Source organism: Curtobacterium sp. 458 (assembly GCF_030406605.1).
Classification (GTDB): Bacteria; Actinomycetota; Actinomycetes; order Actinomycetales; family Microbacteriaceae; genus Curtobacterium.
Genome location: NZ_CP129104.1, coordinates 1,672,325 through 1,690,541, shown reverse-complemented (window position 1 = coordinate 1,690,541; position 18,217 = coordinate 1,672,325). Strand labels below are relative to the sequence as shown.

The 18,217-nt window shown below is 74.1% G+C and carries 19 protein-coding genes; 11 read left to right on the top strand and 8 right to left on the bottom strand.

What is annotated here, in order from left to right:
- The first annotated feature begins 12 nt into the window (after positions 1–12).
- From QPJ90_RS08445 to QPJ90_RS08425, 5 genes are all read left to right on the top strand, one after another.
- Complete coding sequence (locus tag QPJ90_RS08445) at positions 13–576, top strand: hypothetical protein (protein ID WP_290133898.1); 564 nt, start codon at positions 13–15, stop codon at positions 574–576.
- A 107-nt stretch (positions 577–683) separates the two neighbouring features.
- The gene (locus tag QPJ90_RS08440) at positions 684–854 is read left to right on the top strand and encodes a CsbD family protein (protein ID WP_290133978.1); all 171 of its coding nucleotides are present in this window, start codon (positions 684–686) and stop codon (positions 852–854) included.
- Between the two features lie 70 nt (positions 855–924).
- On the top strand, positions 925–2,091 hold the full coding sequence (locus QPJ90_RS08435) for an Asp23/Gls24 family envelope stress response protein (protein WP_290133977.1): 1,167 nt from the start codon (positions 925–927) through the stop codon (positions 2,089–2,091).
- Entirely contained in the window at positions 2,088–2,507 is a 420-nt protein-coding gene (locus QPJ90_RS08430) for an MFS transporter permease (protein WP_290133976.1), read from the top strand. The genes QPJ90_RS08435 and QPJ90_RS08430 overlap by 4 nt, the downstream gene beginning before the upstream one ends.
- Positions 2,508–2,578: 71 nt before the next feature.
- Positions 2,579–2,755, top strand: a complete 177-nt coding sequence (locus QPJ90_RS08425; protein WP_290133975.1) for a hypothetical protein — start codon at positions 2,579–2,581, stop codon at positions 2,753–2,755.
- A gap of 195 nt (positions 2,756–2,950) precedes the next feature.
- On the opposite strand, the gene QPJ90_RS08420 is transcribed toward QPJ90_RS08425, so the two are convergent.
- The 4 genes from QPJ90_RS08420 to rimK are packed head-to-tail and all read right to left on the bottom strand — an operon-like array spanning position 2,951 to position 8,976.
- Positions 2,951–3,919, bottom strand: a complete 969-nt coding sequence (locus QPJ90_RS08420) for an NAD-dependent epimerase/dehydratase family protein (RefSeq protein ID WP_290133974.1) — start codon at positions 3,917–3,919, stop codon at positions 2,951–2,953.
- 40 nt (positions 3,920–3,959) lie between these two features.
- Positions 3,960–6,647, bottom strand: a complete 2,688-nt coding sequence (locus QPJ90_RS08415; protein WP_290133973.1) for an alpha/beta fold hydrolase — start codon at positions 6,645–6,647, stop codon at positions 3,960–3,962.
- On the bottom strand, positions 6,644–7,726 hold the full coding sequence (locus QPJ90_RS08410; RefSeq protein ID WP_290133972.1) for a 3-oxoacyl-ACP synthase III: 1,083 nt from the start codon (positions 7,724–7,726) through the stop codon (positions 6,644–6,646). Before QPJ90_RS08410 ends, QPJ90_RS08415 begins: the two co-directional genes overlap by 4 nt.
- A 56-nt stretch (positions 7,727–7,782) precedes the next feature.
- Entirely contained in the window at positions 7,783–8,976 is a 1,194-nt protein-coding gene (gene rimK, locus QPJ90_RS08405; RefSeq protein WP_290133971.1) for a 30S ribosomal protein S6--L-glutamate ligase, read from the bottom strand.
- Between the two features lie 72 nt (positions 8,977–9,048).
- Here rimK and QPJ90_RS08400 point away from each other — a divergent pair, with 72 nt between their 5' ends.
- From QPJ90_RS08400 to QPJ90_RS08390, 3 genes are all read left to right on the top strand, one after another.
- On the top strand, positions 9,049–9,510 hold the full coding sequence (locus QPJ90_RS08400) for a RimK/LysX family protein (protein WP_058724280.1): 462 nt from the start codon (positions 9,049–9,051) through the stop codon (positions 9,508–9,510).
- On the top strand, positions 9,507–10,385 hold the full coding sequence (locus QPJ90_RS08395; RefSeq protein WP_290133970.1) for a serine hydrolase: 879 nt from the start codon (positions 9,507–9,509) through the stop codon (positions 10,383–10,385). The genes QPJ90_RS08400 and QPJ90_RS08395 overlap by 4 nt, the downstream gene beginning before the upstream one ends.
- A gap of 237 nt (positions 10,386–10,622) precedes the next feature.
- Positions 10,623–11,294: a peroxiredoxin-like family protein gene (locus tag QPJ90_RS08390; protein WP_290133969.1), complete on the top strand. Its 672-nt coding sequence runs from the start codon at positions 10,623–10,625 to the stop codon at positions 11,292–11,294.
- A gap of 135 nt (positions 11,295–11,429) precedes the next feature.
- On the opposite strand, the gene QPJ90_RS08385 is transcribed toward QPJ90_RS08390, so the two are convergent.
- Both QPJ90_RS08385 and QPJ90_RS08380 read right to left on the bottom strand, forming a co-directional pair.
- On the bottom strand, positions 11,430–12,320 hold the full coding sequence (locus tag QPJ90_RS08385) for an alpha/beta hydrolase-fold protein (protein ID WP_290133968.1): 891 nt from the start codon (positions 12,318–12,320) through the stop codon (positions 11,430–11,432).
- A 41-nt stretch (positions 12,321–12,361) separates the two neighbouring features.
- Complete coding sequence (locus QPJ90_RS08380; protein ID WP_290133967.1) at positions 12,362–12,967, bottom strand: TetR/AcrR family transcriptional regulator; 606 nt, start codon at positions 12,965–12,967, stop codon at positions 12,362–12,364.
- 2 nt (positions 12,968–12,969) lie between these two features.
- Between QPJ90_RS08380 and QPJ90_RS08375 the strand changes: the two genes are divergently transcribed.
- Positions 12,970–14,175, top strand: a complete 1,206-nt coding sequence (locus QPJ90_RS08375) for an MFS transporter (protein ID WP_354670495.1) — start codon at positions 12,970–12,972, stop codon at positions 14,173–14,175.
- Here the strand turns inward: QPJ90_RS08375 and QPJ90_RS08370 are convergent.
- Positions 14,131–14,475, bottom strand: a complete 345-nt coding sequence (locus QPJ90_RS08370; protein WP_290133965.1) for a YciI family protein — start codon at positions 14,473–14,475, stop codon at positions 14,131–14,133. The genes QPJ90_RS08375 and QPJ90_RS08370 overlap by 45 nt on opposite strands.
- A 69-nt stretch (positions 14,476–14,544) precedes the next feature.
- On the opposite strand from QPJ90_RS08370, the gene QPJ90_RS08365 reads away from it, so the two are divergent.
- Positions 14,545–15,840 carry a sensor histidine kinase gene (locus QPJ90_RS08365; protein WP_290133964.1) on the top strand — a complete coding sequence of 432 codons (1,296 nt, stop codon included), beginning with the start codon at positions 14,545–14,547 and terminating at the stop codon, positions 15,838–15,840.
- A complete protein-coding gene (locus tag QPJ90_RS08360; RefSeq protein ID WP_290133963.1) occupies positions 15,822–16,511 on the top strand; it encodes a response regulator transcription factor in 690 nt (229 codons plus the stop codon). Before QPJ90_RS08365 ends, QPJ90_RS08360 begins: the two co-directional genes overlap by 19 nt.
- Here the strand turns inward: QPJ90_RS08360 and QPJ90_RS08355 are convergent.
- Positions 16,508–17,911 (bottom strand): LCP family protein, encoded by a 1,404-nt coding sequence (locus QPJ90_RS08355; RefSeq protein ID WP_290133962.1) that lies wholly within the window; start codon positions 17,909–17,911, stop codon positions 16,508–16,510. The genes QPJ90_RS08360 and QPJ90_RS08355 overlap by 4 nt on opposite strands.
- Positions 17,912–18,217: the final 306 nt, after the last annotated feature.

Here is an 18,217-nt window from a genome sequence, read left to right as displayed (position 1 = left end):
GGGAACGTTGGCATGACCAAGAGCAACCGCACCCTGAACCGCATCATCCTGCTGGTCCTCGGCCTGGCCGCCGTCCTCGTCGGCCTCACCATCGGCGCCGGTGTCCTGCCCGCCGTCCGCGACGCCCTCAAGCCCTACCTCACGTTCCCCACCAGCCTCACCGTGCCGGCGGCGTCGCTGTGGATCGTCGCCGCGGCGTGCGTCGTGGTGATCGTGCTGGCACTGCTGTGGGTGTTCACCCGCGGCCGCGGCGGCACCAGCGTCGCCGTCCGCGAACGCAGCGGTGAGGACCAGGTCACCATCAACGTCGCGCTCGTGCGGGACGTCATCGACCACGAACTCGCCGGCGTCCGCGACGTCGTCGGCTCGAAGGTCGACACGTACCTGGTCAAGCGGCAGCGCGCCGCCCGGATCCGGGTGAACGTGCGCCGCGGCGGCGACGCGGTGACGGTCCTCGACGCCGTCGACCACGCCATCGGCGTGCTGGACCGCACCCTCGGCCGCCAGGTCCCGATCCTGGTCCACCTCACCGGCGGCACCCGCGCCGCCCTGGCCAAACCCACCCGCGTGCAGTAGACCGCACCACCCACCCACCACACCAGACCCCGGGAGACGACCCCCGCCTCCCGGCAGCACCACCCAAGGAACCGGGCGCATGCCCGGACGAGAGAGAGGAGCCCGTCATGGGTCTCGACGACAAGATCAAGAACGCTGCCCAGGACCTCGCCGGCAAGGCCAAGGAAGCCGTCGGCAAGGCGACCAACGACGACCAGAAGGTCGCCGAGGGCAAGAAGGACCAGGCCGCAGCCAGCGCCAAGAAGGCCGGCGAGGACGTCAAGGACGTCTTCAAGTAACCCGCCACGGACCCGGACGCCGCCCGCCCACGGTGGGCGGCGTCCGTCGTCCCGGAGCAAGGAGGAAGTCATGCAGCACGACCCGAACGCCCGGACGCAGATCACCGAGGTACCCCTGCCGGCAGAGCTCACCGAGCCCCTGCCCGAGGACGCCTCGCGCGTGACCGTGGCCGCCCGCACCGCCGCCGAGACCGCCCTCGGGGTGCACGGGGTCCACCACCTCGGCAACCTCCTGGCCCGCGCAGCCGACCGGGTGCGCTCCCAGTTCGGCCGCTCCGCCGGGACGACCGGGGTGCAGGTCGACGAGGAGGACGGCGCACTCGACGTCGTCGTCTCGATCGTCGTCGAGTACCCGGAGCCCGTGGTCGCGGTCGCCGACGAGGTGCGTCGGCAGGTCCGCGAGGCCGTGTCGCAGCTCGGCGACGACACCGTGACCGTCGACGTCCGCGTGCTCGACGTGCACGGACCGTTCGACGACGAGCCCTCCGCGCTGGACCGGGCCGTCGAGTCCGGCAAGGACGCGGTGGACCGCGCGAAGACCGCGGCCTCCGACGTCGCTGCCGACGTGCAGGAGAACGCCGCCGACGTCGCCGAGCAGGCTCGTGACGCCGCTGCCCGCGCGGTGGACCGTGCGGGTGACGCGGCCGACACGGCGCGTGCTGCGGTCGCGGACGCCACCGATCGCGTCCGGGAGGTCGCCTCCGACACGGCCGACCGCGCCCGTGAGGTGGCCTCCGACACCGCTGACCGCGCCCGCGGAGTGGCTTCCGACGCCGCCGACACGGCGCGCGAGACCGTCGACCGTGCGCGCGAAGGAGTCGCCGACGCTGCCGATCGCGCTCGGGACGGTGCCGACCGTGCCCGTGACGCGGCCGCCGACGCCGTCGACCACGCGAAGGACGCGGCGGGGGCAGCGCGTGACGCCGCAGCCGACGCCGGTGCCGAGGTGTCCGACCGCGCCGCGCGCGCCGCCGACGAGGCCGCCGACTCCGCGCGCGACGCCGGCACGCACGCACAGGACGCCTCCGCCGACGCGGCGGTGGCGGACGACCGTGCGGACGCCGTCGGTGCGGGTGACCGCCACGAGGACACCGCCGGGTCCGGGGACGAGCAGGTCGCCGACGCGCTCGACGAGGCCTCCGCCGCCCTGTCCCGTGCGGCCGATTCACTCCGCGAGGACGCCGACACGCACCGCGACGTCGACGGCGACCAGGAACACGACGGGGACCGGCCGTGACCGCGCTCCGGGGCTTCGGACGTGATCGCCCCCGGGCACGCCGTCCGCGGCCCCGGGGCGTCTGGATCGCGTCGGGGATCGGGATCGTCGTGCTCCTCGCGATCGTCGTGGGGGCGTTCTTCCCCCTCGTCGGTTTCCTCGCCGGGGTGACGGCGACGACTGCGGGTCTCGTGCCGTTCCCGTTCGTGCGGGTGACCCTCGTCGCGCTGCTCGGCCTGGTCGTGGTGCTCGCGCTCGTCCTCCTCGCCCTCACGCGGCGGCACACCGTGACCTCGGTCGTCGCGGTCGTGTTCGCCGTGCTCCTCGCCCTCGCGGTGACGGCCTACCCGGTCGTCACGGTCGCGGTCTCGTCGGCGGACCGCGCCGGCGACGTCTGGCCGATCGTGACCGACCTCTGGCAGCGCTTCACGGGCTGAGGCCCGGCGCGCTGCACCCGCGGCCACTGCTGCACCCGCCGCACCTGCCGCACCTCGAAGGGAGCACCACCATGCGGAACCGCATCATCCTCATCGGACTCGTCGTCCTGCTCGGGTTCTGGCTCGGCGCACGGGCGAACCGTCCCGTCGTCAAGGACTCGAAGGCCGAGGTCGCGCGCCGCGCCCTCGCCGACCGACGAGCCCGGAAGCGCCGAAAGGCACTCAAGCGCAAGCTCGGACTCGGCTGAGTCCCGCCCCACCGACCCCGTGCCGGGTCCGCGACCCGAACGCGGACCCGGCACGGTCATGTCCGGCGCGAGGCTCGGCCGCGCGGGCCGAGACTCGGCCAGGCGGACACTTTCGCCGCGTTCGCAGCGCGGAAGTGTCCGCGGAGCCGAGACTCGGCGCCGAGCGGGCCCGCGCCCGGGCCCCTGCCGCGGTGCTCAGCGCGCGGCAGCGAGCCGGGCAAGCCCCTCGTCGATCGACACCGAGGGCGTCCAGCCGAGGTCGCGGCGCGTCCGACGCTGGTCGAACCAGTGCGCCGTCGACAGCTGCTCCGCCAGGAACCGCGTCATCGGCGGTTCGTCCTGCCCCGGCCGCACGCGCCACACCGCCTCGACGACCGACCCCGCCACCCGTGCGACCCCGGCGGGCACGTGCCACCGCGGCGCTGGTACCCCGGACGCCTCGCAGATCCCGGCGAGGAGCTCCGCGACGGGCCGCGGCTCGCCGTTCGTCACGACGTACGCCGACCCGTGCACACCGTCGTCCGTCGCGTGCTCGAGCGCCGCCACCATCGCCGACGCCGCGTTGTCGACGTAGAGCGTGTCGATGAGCGCCGCGCCGGAGTCGAGCAGCGGCAGCCGCCCCGCACGCGCCCGTTCGACGATCCGTCCGACGAGCTGGGTGTCCCCCGGCCCCCACACCAGGTGCGGCCGGACCGCGACGACCGCGAACCCCGGCTCGTCCGCAGCCAGTGCGAGGAGTTCGGCGGCGGCCTTCGTGCGGGCGTACTCCCCGCGGGCACGGTCGGGCTCGGCCGGGCCGGCACCGACACCGGCGAGCGACGTCCCGGTGTGGGCGACCGACGGCGAGGACACGAACACGACACGTCCGGCACCCGCGGCCCGTGCGGCGCCGAGGAGCGCCCGGGTGCCCTCGACGTTCACGCGGCGGAAGTCGTTGGGGTCACCGGCGAGGGAGACCTTCGCGGCGAGGTGCACGACGGCGTCGACGCCCTCGACGGCGCAGGCCAGGGCGTCCCGGTCGGTGACGGTCCCGAGCACGTCCGCGACGCCCGACACCCCGGACGGGCGGCGCTGGAACGTCCGGACCTCGTGCCCGGCGTCCCGCACGGCCGCCGCGGTCGCCTGTCCGAGGAAGCCGCTGGCTCCCGTGACCAGGATCTTCACGAGCAGCCCCGCAGCGCACGCCTCCCGGCGACGCCGCCGGTCACGGCCGCACCATCCGGTCACCGGCGAGCACGGACGACGCCCACCGCCCGAGCCGCGTGCGGTCGACCTTCGAGTTGTGCCGGACGTCGGTCGGCAGCACGGGCACGACGAGCACGGCCGCCACGGGCACCCCAGCGGCGGCGCGCACCGCGGATGCCAGCGACGGCGACGCGAGGCCGGGTCGACGCTCGGCAGGGTCGGTCTCCACGACGGCGACGACCTGCTGCGTACCGGCCGGTCCGATGCCCGTGACACCCGCACGACGGACCCCGGCGACGCGCTCGATCCGCTGCTCGGGGCCGACCGGGGTGACCACGCCGTCCGGTGTCGTCACGACGTGCTGCAGCCGCCCCTCGACCCACAGCCGTCCGGCGTCGTCGAGGTGCCCGACGTCGCCGGTCCGGTGTCCGCGCGGGTCCGCGACGCCGAGCCGCGAGGCCCGGTCGGTCCGCCAGAGCCGGTCGTAGTGGTCGCGGACGTGCGGGGCGGCGACGACGATCTCGCCGGTCACCCCCGGTGCGTCGGTGAGTGCGCCGGTCGCGGCACCGTCGGCGTCGAGCGGGGCGATCCGCACGGTGACGCCGGCCGCGGGCACGCCCACGCACACGCCGGACGCGTCGGCGGCCGACGCCGCCCGGACCCCGTCGAGGTCGACGTCGGTCATGAGCAGCCCCTCGGTCATCCCGTAGGGGGTGTGCGCCGTCGCGCTCGGCATCAGCTCGGTCGCCGCGGCGAGCAGCGAGCCGGAGACCGGCGCTCCCGCGGAGAGGAACAGCTCGACACGCCGCAGCGCCGTCCGGTCGGTCTCCGTCAGCTGCGACGCGGTCGCGACGACGTTCGCGATCGCCGCCGGCGACAGGAAGACGACGGTGGCGTCCGCAGCGGCGACGGCACGGGCGACCGCGGTCGCAGTGAGCGTCCGGGGTGCGGTGACGTCCATGTCCGGCGCCACCGACCGTGCGCCGAGGGCGGGGCCGAGGAGTGCGAACGGCGCGAACCCCGCGACGAGTCCGGTACCGACGCCGACGCCGTACTGCGTCGCGAGGGCGTCCCGGACCGCGCCGAGCTGCCGGTGCGTGTAGACGACGCCCTTGGCGGGTCCGGTCGACCCGGACGTGAAGAGCACCGCTGCGGTCGCGTCGGCCGGGGGTGCGTCGGGCAGTGCACCGCTCGCGGCGAGTCGGTCGGCGCCGACACGGGCGACCTCGGCGAGCGTGTGCGACACCCCGAGGGCCCGTCGTGCGGCCCCGGGGAGCGCGAGGGTCGCGATGCGGCGGCCCGGCCACCCGAGTGCACGCGACGCCGCGAGTCCCGGCAACGCACCGATGATCCAGTCCGGTCGCGCACCCCGGACGGCCCGCGTGAGGCCTCGGATCCCGAGTCCGGCGTCCGCCACCACCACGACGGCACCGATGCGCACGCACGCGTACAGCACGGCGGTCAGGTCGGCACCCGGTGTCACGAGCAGCGAGACGCGGTCCCCCGCGCGGACGCCGACGACGGCGAGACCAGCGGCGATCTCGTCGACGCGGCGTGCGAGGAGCCTCCAGCTGACGGTGCGGACGCCGCCGGGCGCCGCCATCTCGACGAGTGCGGGTCCGTCGTCGTCGCGCAGGTCCTCGAGTGCGGCCCACAGCGGGCGGCTCGCCGCAGCGACGTGGTCGGTGTCGGCCGGGAGGCTCGGTTCGGCCCCGCTGGGAACGGTCCCCTCCGGCAGGCGGTCGCCCAGCCAGTCGGTGACCGTCCCGGCGACGTCGACGTCTTCCGGCAGCAGGTGCCCGGCGCCCTCGAAGCGGTGCACGTCGGCGTGCGGCAGGCGGCGGAGCAGGTCGTCGAGGTAGCGCTCGAGGAACACCGGGTCGCGCGGTCCCCACATGAGGAGCGCGGGGACGTCGAGCGCGGCGACCCCCGCGGCGATCCGGTCGAGCTCCGGCGCCGAGGCGTGGTCGGCGTCCACGGGGATGTCCGCGACGAAGCCGCCGACGCCTCCGCGGCGGGCGGCACCGCGGTACGGCGCACGGAAGGCGTCGGCGACGGCGCGGTCGAGCTTCGGGTGCGCGATCGCCAGGGTGGTCTCGAGGAACGCGGGCGTGAGGACGGTCGCCCGACCGAGCATCCCCGGCCCGAGTGCGAGGCGCAGCGGCGCGGGGATCGGTGCGTCGGCTGGCTGGTGCACGGCGGTGTTGCACGTCGCGACGCCCACGACGAGGTCCGGGTGGTCGACCGCCCACCCGAGCGACACCACCCCGCCCCAGTCGTGCCCGAGCGTGACGACGGGACCGGTCAGCCCGAGCTCGTCGGTCAGTGCCCCGAGGTCGGCGACGCGCTGCGCCAGCCCACGCTGCGTGCCCGTCCGCTCCGAGAACCCCATGTCGAGCTGGTCGACCGCGACGACCCGCCACGCAGGGCCACCGGCGCGGGCGACGTCGAGCGTGCGCTGTGCGACCGAGCGCCAGAGGTAGGACCACGTGGGGTTGCCGTGCACGCACAGCAGGGTGCCCACGGGACGCGCGCCGAGCGCGTCGAGGGAGCCGGCCGTGTCGAGGAGGTGCCAGGTGCGCTCGGGGTGAGCCGCGCCTCCCGGCACGGTGACCAGCCGTGACCAGGCGGGGTCGAGTCCGGGCAGGGGCGGCGGGAGCGTCGCCGGCGCGGTGGTGGCAGCGACGCTAGGGAGGCCGGACCTCACCAGTGCAGTTCCAGCATCGCGGTGTTGATGCCCGATCCGACGCCGCCGAGGAACACCCGGTCCCCGGTGCGGATCGAGCCCTTCGCGACCTCGTCCGCCAGGGTGATCGGGATCGACGCCGGGCCGACGTTGCCGTAGCGCTCGTAGGTCGTCGGCACCTTCGACCGCGGGACGCCGATCGCGTTCACGAACGCGTTGGTGTGCACGTCGGAGACCTGGTGCAGCACGTAGCGGTCCATGTCGGACCAGTCGAAGTGCGCCTTGGCCTCGTTCCAGGCCTCGACCACGAGCTCCATGCCGCCCTTGAGCAGCATCTTGGCGTCGGTGAACATGCCGTCCGGGCTGCCGACGCACAGGTCGTACCACTGCGTCGCCGCACGGGTCACACCGCCGATGAGCCGGTGCCCGGTGGGGTGCGCGTCCGTCCGGCCGAGCACGGCCGCCGCGGCGCCCGACCCGAGGGTGAGGCTCGCGAACTCGCTCATGAAGTCCTTGCGGTTGCGGCCGCCCTGGTTGAGTCGGGCGATCGTGTTGAGCTGCACCTGGTCGGCGTCCTCGCCGTCCACGATGAGTGCGTACTGGATCTGGCCGGAGTCGATCATGCCCGCGGCGACGCTCATGGCGTTGACGAACCCGAGGCACGCGTTCGCGATGTCGAAGTTGATCGCCGACGAGGGCAGGCCGAGGCCGTGGTGCAGCCGGACCGCGACGCTGGGCTCGAGGTGCGGTCGAGTCACCGAGGTGTTGATGAGCAGCCCGATGTCGTGCGGCTGGACGCCCGCCTCGGCCATCGCACGACGACCGGCGTCGATCGCGGCCTCGTGGAAGGTCTGGCCCTCGCCCCAGTTCCGACGTTCCTTGACCCCGGCCACGCGTTCGAGCAGGCCGCTCGGCAGGCGGAGGCGACGGAGGGCACCGCGGAGGCGCTCCTCGATGTCGGCGGAGGTGGTCACGCGGTCCGCGGTGGTCGTCGCGACCGACAGCAACGAGACGTTGCGGTGCTTCGCGGTGGCGTTGCCGGGTCGCGCTGTCTCCGCTTCGGACGTCGGGTCGACGGGGCGGTCAGCGAGGATGGTCACCGGCTCATCATTCCGCACAAGTGCTGGACGTGCGGTCCGGGTGCCCTCCACGCGCACTAGGACTGCTCGGTGACGGCGTCCTTCGGCAGCTTCCGGACCTTGCTCCGACGCTTCCGGCGGTCCGGGATCATCGAGCGCATCTCCTCGAGCTTGCCGAAGCAGAGCAGCCGGTCGCTGGCCTGGAGCGTGACCCCGCTGCGGGGGTTCGGGATCACCGTGGCCCCGCGGTGCAGGGTCAGGACGGTGATGTCGCGGTCCCAGAGCCCGGACTCCTTGATCGTCTTGCCCACGAGGTCGGCGTTCGTGTGCACGAGGAGCTCCGCGACGCCGTACCCCGTCGACACGCTGAGTCGCTGCCGGACGTCGATCTCCGGGAACGCGACCTGGTTGCCGATGAAGTCGATGATCGCGCCGGCGACGTCGAGCCCCGTGGCACGCTCGATCCCCTCGAGGCCGGGCGACGAGTTGACCTCCATGACGAGCGGCCCGTCGTTGCCCTCGAGCATGTCGACGCCGGCGACCCGGAGCCCCATGATCTGCGCCGAACGGACCGCCGCCTCCTCGTACTCGGGCGTCAACGTGACCTTCTCGACGGTGCCGCCGCGGTGCACGTTCGAGCGGAACTCGTCGCCGGACGCACTCCGGCGCATCGCGGCCACGACCCGGTCGCCCACGACGAGCGCCCGGATGTCCTTCCCGCGGCTCTCCGAGATGAAGGACTGGATGAGCACGTTCTGCTTCGTGGAGTGCAGCGTCTCGACGATCGACTCGGCCACTTTCGCCTCGGGCGCGAGGATCACGCCGATGCCCTGGGTGCCCTCGAGCAGCTTGATGACGACCGGAGCGCCGCCGACCCGGTCGATCGCGCCGCGGACGTCGGCCCGGCTGTTCACGAAGGTCGTCGCCGGCATGCCGATGTGGTGTCGCGACAGGATCTGGTTCGCCCGGAGCTTGTCGCGCGAGTTCGTGATCCCCGTGGCCGTGTTCGGCGTGTACACGTCCATCTGCTCGAACTGGCGCACGACCGCGGTGCCGTAGTAGGTGATCGAGTTCCCGATGCGCGGCAACACGGCGTCGTAGTCGCTGAGGAGCTTGCCGCGGTACAGCAGGTCCGGTTCGTCCGCGGTCAGGTCGATCGCGAACCGGAGCGTGTTCAGCACCTTGACGTCGTGCCCACGGTCGATCGCCGCGGCGCGGAGACGCTGGGTCGAGTACGCGTGCGGGGCGCGCGACAGGATGGCGAGTTTCATCGGTGGGTGCTCCGCTGGGTGTTCGGGGTATCGACGGCGACGCTCCATCAAAGCATGCGACAGGATGGGCACATGAGCCGCACCCCGACGATCGCAGGATGGCGCGAGTGGGCTGCCCTGCCGGGGCTCGCGCTGCCGTGGATCAAGGTCAAGCTCGACACCGGCGCCCGGAGCTCGGCGCTGCACGCGTTCGACCTCGAGGAGCTCCCCGGCGACCGGGTCCGGTTCTCGGTGCACCCGTGGCAGGACACCGACGCCGACGCGGTCACCGTCGAGTGCGACATCCACGACCGCCGGACCATCCGCAGCTCCACGGGGCACACCCAGGAGCGCATCGTCATCCTCACCCCGATCACCCTGCACGAGCAGACGGTGGATGCCGAGGTCACCCTGAGCAACCGCGACCAGATGGGGTTCCGGATGCTCGTCGGCCGCGAGGCCCTGCGCCAGGGGTTCCTCGTCGACCCCGCGCGCTCCTTCCTCGGCGGTCGCGCCCCGAAGGCGATCCGACGCCGGAACCGGGGTCGGGCGTGACCACGGCGCGGGCCGCCCTCGACCGCTTCGTCGCGGCCGTCGACGCGGAGGGCCTCGGCGCGTACGGGGTGCACGTCCGTGTCGGCGACGACGAGGTCGCGCACCGGTGGCGGAGCGACGACCGCGAGAACGTGTACTCGGTGTCGAAGGGCGTCTCTGCGCTGGCCGTCGGCATCGCGGTCGACGAGGGCCTGCTCACGCTCGACACCCGCGTGCCCGAGCTGCTGCCGGACGTGCAGCTCGGCGAGGGCGTCGACCGTGTGTCGGTGCGGCACCTGCTCACGATGACGAGCGGCATCGACTTCGCGTGGTTCGGCGACGAGCCCGTGCCTGGTGACGACCTCGCCGCGACGATGCTCGCCCTGCCGGCGACCGGGACGGGCGAGCGCTTCCGGTACACCGACTCGAGCCCGTACGTCGCGATGCGGATGCTCGCAGCGGTGGTCGGGGACGTGCGCGACTGGCTGCTCCCACGGCTGTTCGATCCGCTCGGCATCGACAACCCGCAGTGGCACCGCTGCCCGCTCGGCTTCGTCGTCGGTGGGAGCGGGCTCGCGCTCCGGACGTCCGAGCTCGCACGCATCGGTCGTCTGCTGCGGGACCGCGGCTCCTTCGCGGGGCAGCAGCTGGTGTCGGCGTCGTGGGTCGACGGGATGCACGCGGGCTGGGTCGAGGCGGGCACGGACGGCCCGTTCACCCGGTACGGCCTCGCGGTGTGGGACGGTCCGGGCCCGGCGTGGCGGCTCGACGGCCGCTACGGGCAGTACGTGGTCGTGGACCAGGACCGGGACGCCGTCGTCACGGTGACCGCGCACGAGGAGACGCACGACCACCGGCTCGCGGAACTCGCGGTGTCCTCCGTCCGATCGGCCTGACACGGCGACGACCGTGTGTTCCGCTCAGGCGTTGGCCGATCCGGTGGTCGGGTGCCGACCGTCGCGTACCGGATCGGCCACGACGCGGAGAGCGGAGGCGGTCCCTGCCGGCATCGGTGTGGGCACCCGCACCGGCACCGTGACGCCCCGTGACGCCCGCCGGCCCGCGACCCCCGCGTCGTGCCTACGCTCCATCCACCGGCGCCGCAGCCGGCACCCGACTCGAGGAGCCCGACCGTGACCGACCAGACCATCGCCCGCCAGGTGGAGACGTTCAACGAGGGCTTCACGGCCCAGATCGGCCCGGAGCTCTCCGCGGTGTTCGACGGCGAACAGCGGGACCTCCGCGGCGCTGGCGTCCCCGACGGCGTCGTCGCCGTGGGCGACACCGCCCCTGATGCACCGCTCGTCACCCCGACCGGCGACACCACCTCGTTCGCCGAGGCCCGCGGCACCACCCCGACCGTCGTCGTCTTCTACCGGGGCGCCTGGTGCCCCTACTGCAACATCACGCTCCGCACGTACCAGCAGGAGCTCCTGCCGGCGCTCCAGGAGCGTGGGGTCGAGCTGGTGGCCGTGTCGCCGCAGACGCCGGAGGCCGCGGAGCAGTCGATCACGAACGGCGAGCTGGCATTCCCGGTGCTGACCGACCCCGAGAACGTCCTGGCCGGGCGGTTCGGGATCGTGACCGAGCCCAGCGCCGCGGCTCGCGGCGCGCACACGCAGCTCGGGTTCGACGTCGCGGACAGCAACGCGGACGCGACGGCGGCGATCCCGTTCCCGTCGGTCTTCGTGATCGACGCCGACGGCGTCGTCCGCTTCGCGGACGTCCACGTGGACTACACGACGCGCACCGAGGTGGCGACCGTCGTCGCAGCGGTCGACGACCTGCTGGTCGCGAACCGCTGACGCGGATCGGCCAGGGCCCACGCCGCCGGTTCGGAGCGACGCGCCAGCGGCGGTCCGGCCGTGCCGGTGGGGAGAGGCACGGCACGGGTGCCGCGCGTGTCGGACGCGAGCCGTGCCTCCCGTCCGCTGCCCGCGTCAGGCGTGCAGGTGCCGCGCGAGGAACGTGATCTGTGCCGGGGCCATGCGTCGCCAGAAGGCGGCGTCGTGGGCTCCGGGCTCGAAGCCGCCGGCCGGCGCCGTGTCGAACCCGTCGACGTATGTGCGCACGGCGGGTTCGAAGCCGTCGCCGTTCCCGACGTCGATGCGCACCGGAACGCCGTCGAGCTCGCGCTGCCGACCGAGCACGGTGTTCGCGCGGAAGTCCGCGGCGTCGTCGAACGCTCCTCGGGCGGTGTCGCCGGCGCTGGTCCACAGTGCAGGGCTGAGCGCTGCGACGGCACGGACCCGCGAGGCCCGGAGGAGACCGCCGAACCGGAGTGCGCCGTAGCCGCCCATCGAGTTGCCGGTGAACGCCAGGCGCCCGGTGTCGAACCCGTGCTGCTCGAGCATCGGCACGAACTCGTCGAGGACCATCGCGCCGGGGTCGTCCCCGTCCGCCCGACGGTGCCAGTAGCGGTTGCCGCCGTCGACCCCGGCCACGGCGAAGGGCGCCCCGCCGTCCGCGATGTGTCGTGCGAGGAACCGGTCGTACCCGAGTCCGCTGCCGAAGAAGGTGCGGTGGGAGCCGCCGTAGCCGTGCAGGGCGACCGCGATCGGCAGCGGCCCGGCCGACTCGGGCGCCGCGATCGTCCAGCCGACGGTGCGGCCGCCGCGGGCCTTCGACACGAACGAGCCGGAGGTGGTCGGGACGGGCGTGACGTCGGGGATCTTGCCGGGCTGCCCGTTCAGCCCGAGCGCGCGGTACATCGACGAGCGTCCCGGTAGCCAGCGGAGGTTGACGGCCTCGGCGACCGCTGCGGCGGCGACCACGGCGCCTCCCCCGGTGATGAGGGCTCGACGGGTGACTCGGGACGCGGTCGGGTGCACGATCGGAGCGTAGTGTCCGGCGGTGCCGTCGTGAGCCTTGTTCAGCCGGGTGTTCCGTGTGAGGTCGTGCAGGCGCCGTCCGCGCGGTGGGCCCGCACGACCGCGTCGGCGACGGCGCGGGCGGTCGCCGTGCCGGTGCGCCGGTCGCGGAGTCGCATCGCGAGGGCGCCGGACACGACGAGCAGCAGGTCCTCGGCGAGCGCGGGAGCGTCGGCGGCGCCGACGAGCGGCTCGGCGGCGCCGGTGAGTCGGTCGCGCAGGGTGTCGGTCTCGCGGGCGAGGACCGCGCGGACCTCCTCGGGGGCGTCAGCGAGCTCGGCGGCGGTGCCGAGGAAGGCGCACCAGCGGGAGCCGGTCGGGGTCGAGCGGAAGGCGTCGAGTGCGTCGAACACGGCGTCGAGCCGGGCACGGTCGTCCGGTGCCGCGGCGATCGCGCGGTCCCACGTGGCGGTCCACTCGTCGTGGCGGCGGTCGAGGGCCGCGGCGACGAGGGCTTCCTTGCTGCCCCACTCACGGTAGAGCGTGGCGGAGGAGACGCCGGCTCGGTCGAGGACGGCGTCGACCGGGGTGGCGGCGATGCCGTGCGTGAAGAACAGTTCCTCGGCGGCGTCGAGGAGCTTGCGCCGGGTCCCTGTGCGCATCGCCATGGGTGCAGCCTAGGCTCCGAGAAGTGAAACGATCGTTTTCGTTACGGAGGGCCGCCTTCCTCGGCTCAGGGCTGGCGCTGATCGCGGTGACGTACGGCCTGGTCCGACTCGCCTTCGGACTCTTCCTGCCCGACGTGCAACGTGACCTCGACCTCGAAGCGACGGCCGCCGGGTGGGTGTCCGCCGCTGCGTCCGCGTGCTACTGCGTCGGAGCGCTGGCGGGGTTCGTGCTCGCTCGGTCGCACGCCCGGGCACTCGTCCTCTCGGCCGCCGTCACGGCCGCCGCGGGGGCGCTCGGGATGGCGGCGAGCTCCGGCGCCGTGCTGTTCTCGATCGCGGCGGTGGTCGGCTCGGCGAGCGCCGGTCTGGCGTCGCCGTCGCTCGTGCGGCTCGTGGAGGAGCGGGTGTCCGCGCCCGGTCGTGCCCGGGCGCAGGCGTTCGTGAACGCGGGGACCGGCCCGGGTTTGGTCGTCGCGGGGGTGCTCGCGCTCCTGCTCCTGCCGGACTGGCGGACGGCCTGGGCGGTGTCCGGTGTCGCAGCGGTGCTCGTGGGTGCGGCGGTGCTCGTCGGCGCCGGCCGTCGTGACGAGCACGGCGGCGGTCGGGGACCGTCGACCCCCGGGCGTCGGTGGTCCCGTGCGCACGCCCGGCTGCTCGTCGTCGCCCTCCTGTACGGCGCCGGGACCGCGAGCGTGTGGACCTTCGGTCGGTCGACGCTCGTCGATGCCGGGGCCTCGACGGTGACGTCGGTGCTGCTGTGGGTCGCGGTCGGGGTCGGTGGCGCGGCGGTCACGGTCACGAGCCGTCGGACGGCAGGCCTCCGGGCGCGGACGCTGTGGCTGGTGACGGCCCTCGTCACGGCCGCCGCCGTCGCCGTGGAGGGGGTCGTCCCGTCATCCGGCGCGGTGTCCCTCGCGGCCGGGGTGGTCTTCGGATGGGGCTACACGGCCGCGACCGGTGCACTCATCGCGTGGACGACGGAGATCGCCCCCGAGCACGCCGCGGCGGGCACGTCGGTGCTGTTCGTCGTGCTCGTCCTCGGTCAGGCCGTCGGGGCGGCCGCCCTGGGGACCGTGCTCGACGCTGCGGGTCCGGCGGTGGCGTTCCTGCTCGCGGCAGCGGTCACCGCCATCGGTGCCGTGGGCTCGGTCCGGTCGCGTCGGTCACAGGAGCGGACGGAGCTCGACCTTCCGGTTGCAGGCGCGTGACGCCTCGGTCGCGATCCGCTCCGCGGTCTCCGGGTCCGGGAGGTCGAGGACCCAGAAGCCCGCGACGTACTCAGCGGCTTCGACCGCCGGTCCCGGTCGGACGATCGGTGCGGCACCGCGGGCGTCGACGACCGTCGCGTCGGCGGGTGCCGAGACGCCGGCGGCGAAGACGATCCGGCCGTCGGCGTCGAGTCGCTCGTCGAGGGCGTCGACCGCTGCCGCCTCGGCTTCGGTCGCCGACTCGGTGCGACCGACCGCGGCGGCCTGGCCGTCGTCGATGACGTTGACGAGGAACTGCATCGTGCCTCCCGGTCCAGATGGCCCGGAGACCACGCCCGGCGGAGCAGCGCGGTTCGGTACCGTGGACGCATGGGGGCGACGACGAGCGAGTGGTCACGGCTGCCGGTGGGCCGGCAGGAGCTGCGGCAGGACGCCGTGCTCGCGGGCGCGCTCGCGCTCGGCATGGCGACGACGGTCACGCTGTACGGGTCCTCCGGGGCGTACGACGACGACCAGGCCGCGTGGTGGGTGTCCGCGCTCATGGTGCTCGCGAACACGGTGCCGATCGCGTTCCGGCGGCGGTTCCCGATGTCGGCGCTCGTGGTCGTCGCGCTCGCCTTCGTCGGCACGCAGCTGCTGCACGTGCCCGAGCTCTTCGTCGTCAACTTCACGCTGTTCATCGCCCTGTACACCGTGGGGGCCTGGTGCTCGGACCGGGTCCGCGCCGAGGCCGTGCGGTGGGTGGTGATCGGCGGCATGTTCGCGTGGCTGTTCCTCGCGATCGTGTTCGGCTGGTCGATGCCGACGGCGCTGCCGAACGACGGTGACGCCCTCATCCCGCCCTACATCGCCTACTCGCTGCTCAACGTGCTCATCAACGTCGTGTACTTCGGGGCCGCGTGGTACGCCGGCAACCGTGCGTGGAGCGCCGCGGTCGCCCGGCACGAGCTCGACCTGCGCACCGCCGAGCTCACCGCGGAGCGCGAACGCTCGGCGGCGCAGGCGATCACGCTCGAACGGGTCCGGATCGCCCGCGAGCTGCACGACGTCGTCGCCCACCACGTCGCACTCATGGGCGTGCAGGCCGGCGCAGCACGTCGCGTGCTCGGCCGTGATCCCGAGCAGGCCGCGTCGTCGCTCTCGGTGGTCGAGGACAGCGCCCGCACCGCCGTCGAGGAGCTCCGGCGAATGCTCGGCACCCTGCGCGCGCACGACGTGGGCGACGCCGGTCGCGACGGTGCGGCCCCGGCGGGGAGCACCGCCGCCGGCGCCGCGCCGAGCACCGAGGGGATCGGTCGGATCGCGGAGGTCGTCGAGGCGGCCCGGACCGCGGGCCACCCCGCCGACTGGTCCGTCGTCGGCGAGGAGCGGCCGGTCCCGCCCACGGTCGCCGCGGTGGCCTTCCGGGTCGCGCAGGAGGCCGTCACGAACGTCCTCAAGCACGCCGGGCACGGTGCACGAGCGGACCTCCGGCTCCGGTACCTCGCCGACGCCGTCGAGGTCGAGGTCACCGACGACGGCCGCGGCGGCACACGGGACACCACCGGCAGCGGTCTCGGCCACGTCGGGATGCGGGAGCGGGTCGCCGCCGTCGGCGGGACCGTCGAGATCGGGCCGCGCGCCCGGGGAGGGTACCTGGTGCGGGCATGGCTGCCGACGACCTGACCATCGTGCTGGCGGACGACCAGGACCTCGTCCGGGCCGGCTTCAAGGTGATCCTCGAGTCCGAGCCGGGCCTCCGCGTCGTGGGCGAAGCGGCCGACGGGGAGCAGGCCGTCGACGCGGTCGTGCGGCTCCGGCCCGACGTGGTGTGCCTCGACGTGCAGATGCCCGGCGTCGACGGCCTCGAGGCAGCCCGGCGCATCGCCGCCCTCGACGACCCGCCCGCGGTGCTCGTGCTCACCACGTTCGACCACGACGACGCGCTCTTCCAGGCGCTCGAGGCCGGCGCGAGCGGGTTCCTGCTGAAGAACGCCTCCCCCGAGCGGCTGATCGAGGCCGTGCGCACGGTCGCCGCCGGGGACGCCCTGCTCGCGCCGGACGTCACCCGCCGGGTGATCAGCCGTGCCACCGCGGCGCCGGTACCGACCCCGACGACGCCGGTCGACACGACCGCGATCGCCGCGGCCGCCGTCGCCGGCGCGGGCCTGACCGAGCGGGAGGCCGAGGTGCTCCGGCTCCTCGCCCGGGGTCTGAGCAACGCCGAGATCGCCCGCGAGCTGTTCGTCGGGGACGCCACCGTGAAGACGCACGTGTCGAACGTGCTGCAGAAGCTCGGACTGCGCGACCGCATCCAGGCCGTGGTCTGGGCGTTCGAGCACGGCGTCGCGGGCTAGTCGTCCCGCTTGGCGCAGGTGACCGTCGCGGCGCTCTGACCCGAGACGTTGTCCGGCAGCGGCGCCGCCGAGGTCCGCGGGGCGCTCGGCGTGCCCGCCGGGGCCGATGCCGCACCGGCCGGGGCCGATGCCGCACCGGACGACGAGCCTGCGCCCGAGGACGCACCCCCGGACGGCGAACCGGACCCCGACGACGGCGACCCCGACCCGGAGCCCGACGACGACCCGGTCCCGGCCGACGGGGACGCGCTCGCGTTCGGGTCCTTCACCGCTGAACGACCGAGGCTGTCCTCGCCGAGCACGACCGGCTCGTTCGCCTTGAGCACCGCGTTGAGCTGGGAGGCCGCGTCCTCGGACACGATGACCCGGTTCGTGTCGGACGGGTCGTCGGCCACCGGGTACTGCACGAACACCATCTGGGACAGCCCGACGTTCTGCACCGCGAGTGCCATCCGGGCGAGCGTGGTCGGGTCGGCGAGCGTGTCGGACAGCGTCATGTGCTTGGCCGCGGTCTCCGCCAGCCGCAGGACCCGCCCGGGGTTCGTCAGCGTGCCCGCGGACACCGTCTGCCGGGCGAGGGCGGACATGAACGTCTGCTGGTTGCTGATCCGGCCGAGGTCGCTCCGGTCGCCGACACCGTGGCGAGAGCGGAGGAAGGCGGCGGCCTCGGCCCCGGAGAGCTCCTGGTTCCCGGCCTGCAGGTCGAGTGCCGGGGAGACGTCGGTGTCCACGATCGGGGTCGCGAGGCAGACCTCGACGCCGCCGACCGCGTCCGCCATCGCGACGACGCCGTCGAAGGTGATCATGCCGGCGTAGGGGATCTGCAGGCCGGTGAGGTCGGAGATCGTCTTCGCGACGCACCCCAGACCGTGCTGCTCACCGCCGCGGGACAGGGCCGTGTTGAGCATCGCCGCGTCGGTCGCCGGCGTCACGGAGCCGTTGTCGTTGGTGCACGCGGGGATCGGGATGACGAGGTCACGGGGGAAGCTGACCACGGCCATGTTCGTGTGGTCCGCGGAGATGTGCACGAGCAGCGTGGTGTCGTTGTTGCCCACGCCGGAGCTCGCCCGACGACTGACGGGGTCGTCGAAGCCAGCACCTTGACCGTCACGGGTGTCCGTCGCGACGAGGAGCATGTTCACCTCGCCGGACTGCGCGGTCAGTTCCGGAGCAGCCTTCGCCGTCGTGCCGGGCATCGCGAGCGACACCGGCGGCTTGGCCTGGCTGACGACCTGGTAGGAGGCGATCGCGGCGACCGATCCCGCACCGACCAGCGCGACGGCGGCGGACATCGCGACGACGCGGGCGGCGAAGCCGATCGGGCTGCGCGGGGCGAGGCGTCCGTGGCGGACGACCGCTGCCGGTTCCTCGACCGCGGTGTGCTCCTGCTGCTCGGTCACGTGCTCCCCCTCAACGGTGCTGCGCCCGGTCGGGACACGGGCTTCGGCCGCGCCCTGCGCGCGGCGACGCGGCCCTCTCGGAGCGCGGTCGCCGCATCGTACCGACGGCCGCCGCCGGATCGCTGGGACGCGCCCGGCGCCCGGGGCGACACCCCTCAGCGCGACGGTCGCCCCCCTGCCACGGCGTCTCCCCCGTACGACGGAGGGGACCCGCTCGGGAAGTCCCGCCGACAGCCGGAGGCGAGCCGGGCCTCCCGGCCAATAGCGTCGAGACGTCGGCGAGGTGCGTCGACGGAAGGGGAACCA

What these genes read in the sequence shown, in the direction of transcription:
- QPJ90_RS08445 (WP_290133898.1), top strand. Translation starts at nt 13, where the DNA reads ATGACCAAGAGCAACCGCACCCTGAACCGCATCATCCTGCTGGTCCTC.
- rimK (WP_290133971.1), bottom strand. Translation starts at nt 8,976, where the DNA reads ATGAAACTCGCCATCCTGTCGCGCGCCCCGCACGCGTACTCGACCCAG.
- QPJ90_RS08360 (WP_290133963.1), top strand. Translation starts at nt 15,822, where the DNA reads ATGGCTGCCGACGACCTGACCATCGTGCTGGCGGACGACCAGGACCTC.
- QPJ90_RS08370 (WP_290133965.1), bottom strand. Translation starts at nt 14,475, where the DNA reads ATGCAGTTCCTCGTCAACGTCATCGACGACGGCCAGGCCGCCGCGGTC.
- QPJ90_RS08365 (WP_290133964.1), top strand. Translation starts at nt 14,545, where the DNA reads ATGGGGGCGACGACGAGCGAGTGGTCACGGCTGCCGGTGGGCCGGCAG.
- QPJ90_RS08425 (WP_290133975.1), top strand. Translation starts at nt 2,579, where the DNA reads ATGCGGAACCGCATCATCCTCATCGGACTCGTCGTCCTGCTCGGGTTC.
- QPJ90_RS08435 (WP_290133977.1), top strand. Translation starts at nt 925, where the DNA reads ATGCAGCACGACCCGAACGCCCGGACGCAGATCACCGAGGTACCCCTG.
- QPJ90_RS08440 (WP_290133978.1), top strand. Translation starts at nt 684, where the DNA reads ATGGGTCTCGACGACAAGATCAAGAACGCTGCCCAGGACCTCGCCGGC.
- QPJ90_RS08400 (WP_058724280.1), top strand. Translation starts at nt 9,049, where the DNA reads ATGAGCCGCACCCCGACGATCGCAGGATGGCGCGAGTGGGCTGCCCTG.
- QPJ90_RS08380 (WP_290133967.1), bottom strand. Translation starts at nt 12,967, where the DNA reads ATGGCGATGCGCACAGGGACCCGGCGCAAGCTCCTCGACGCCGCCGAG.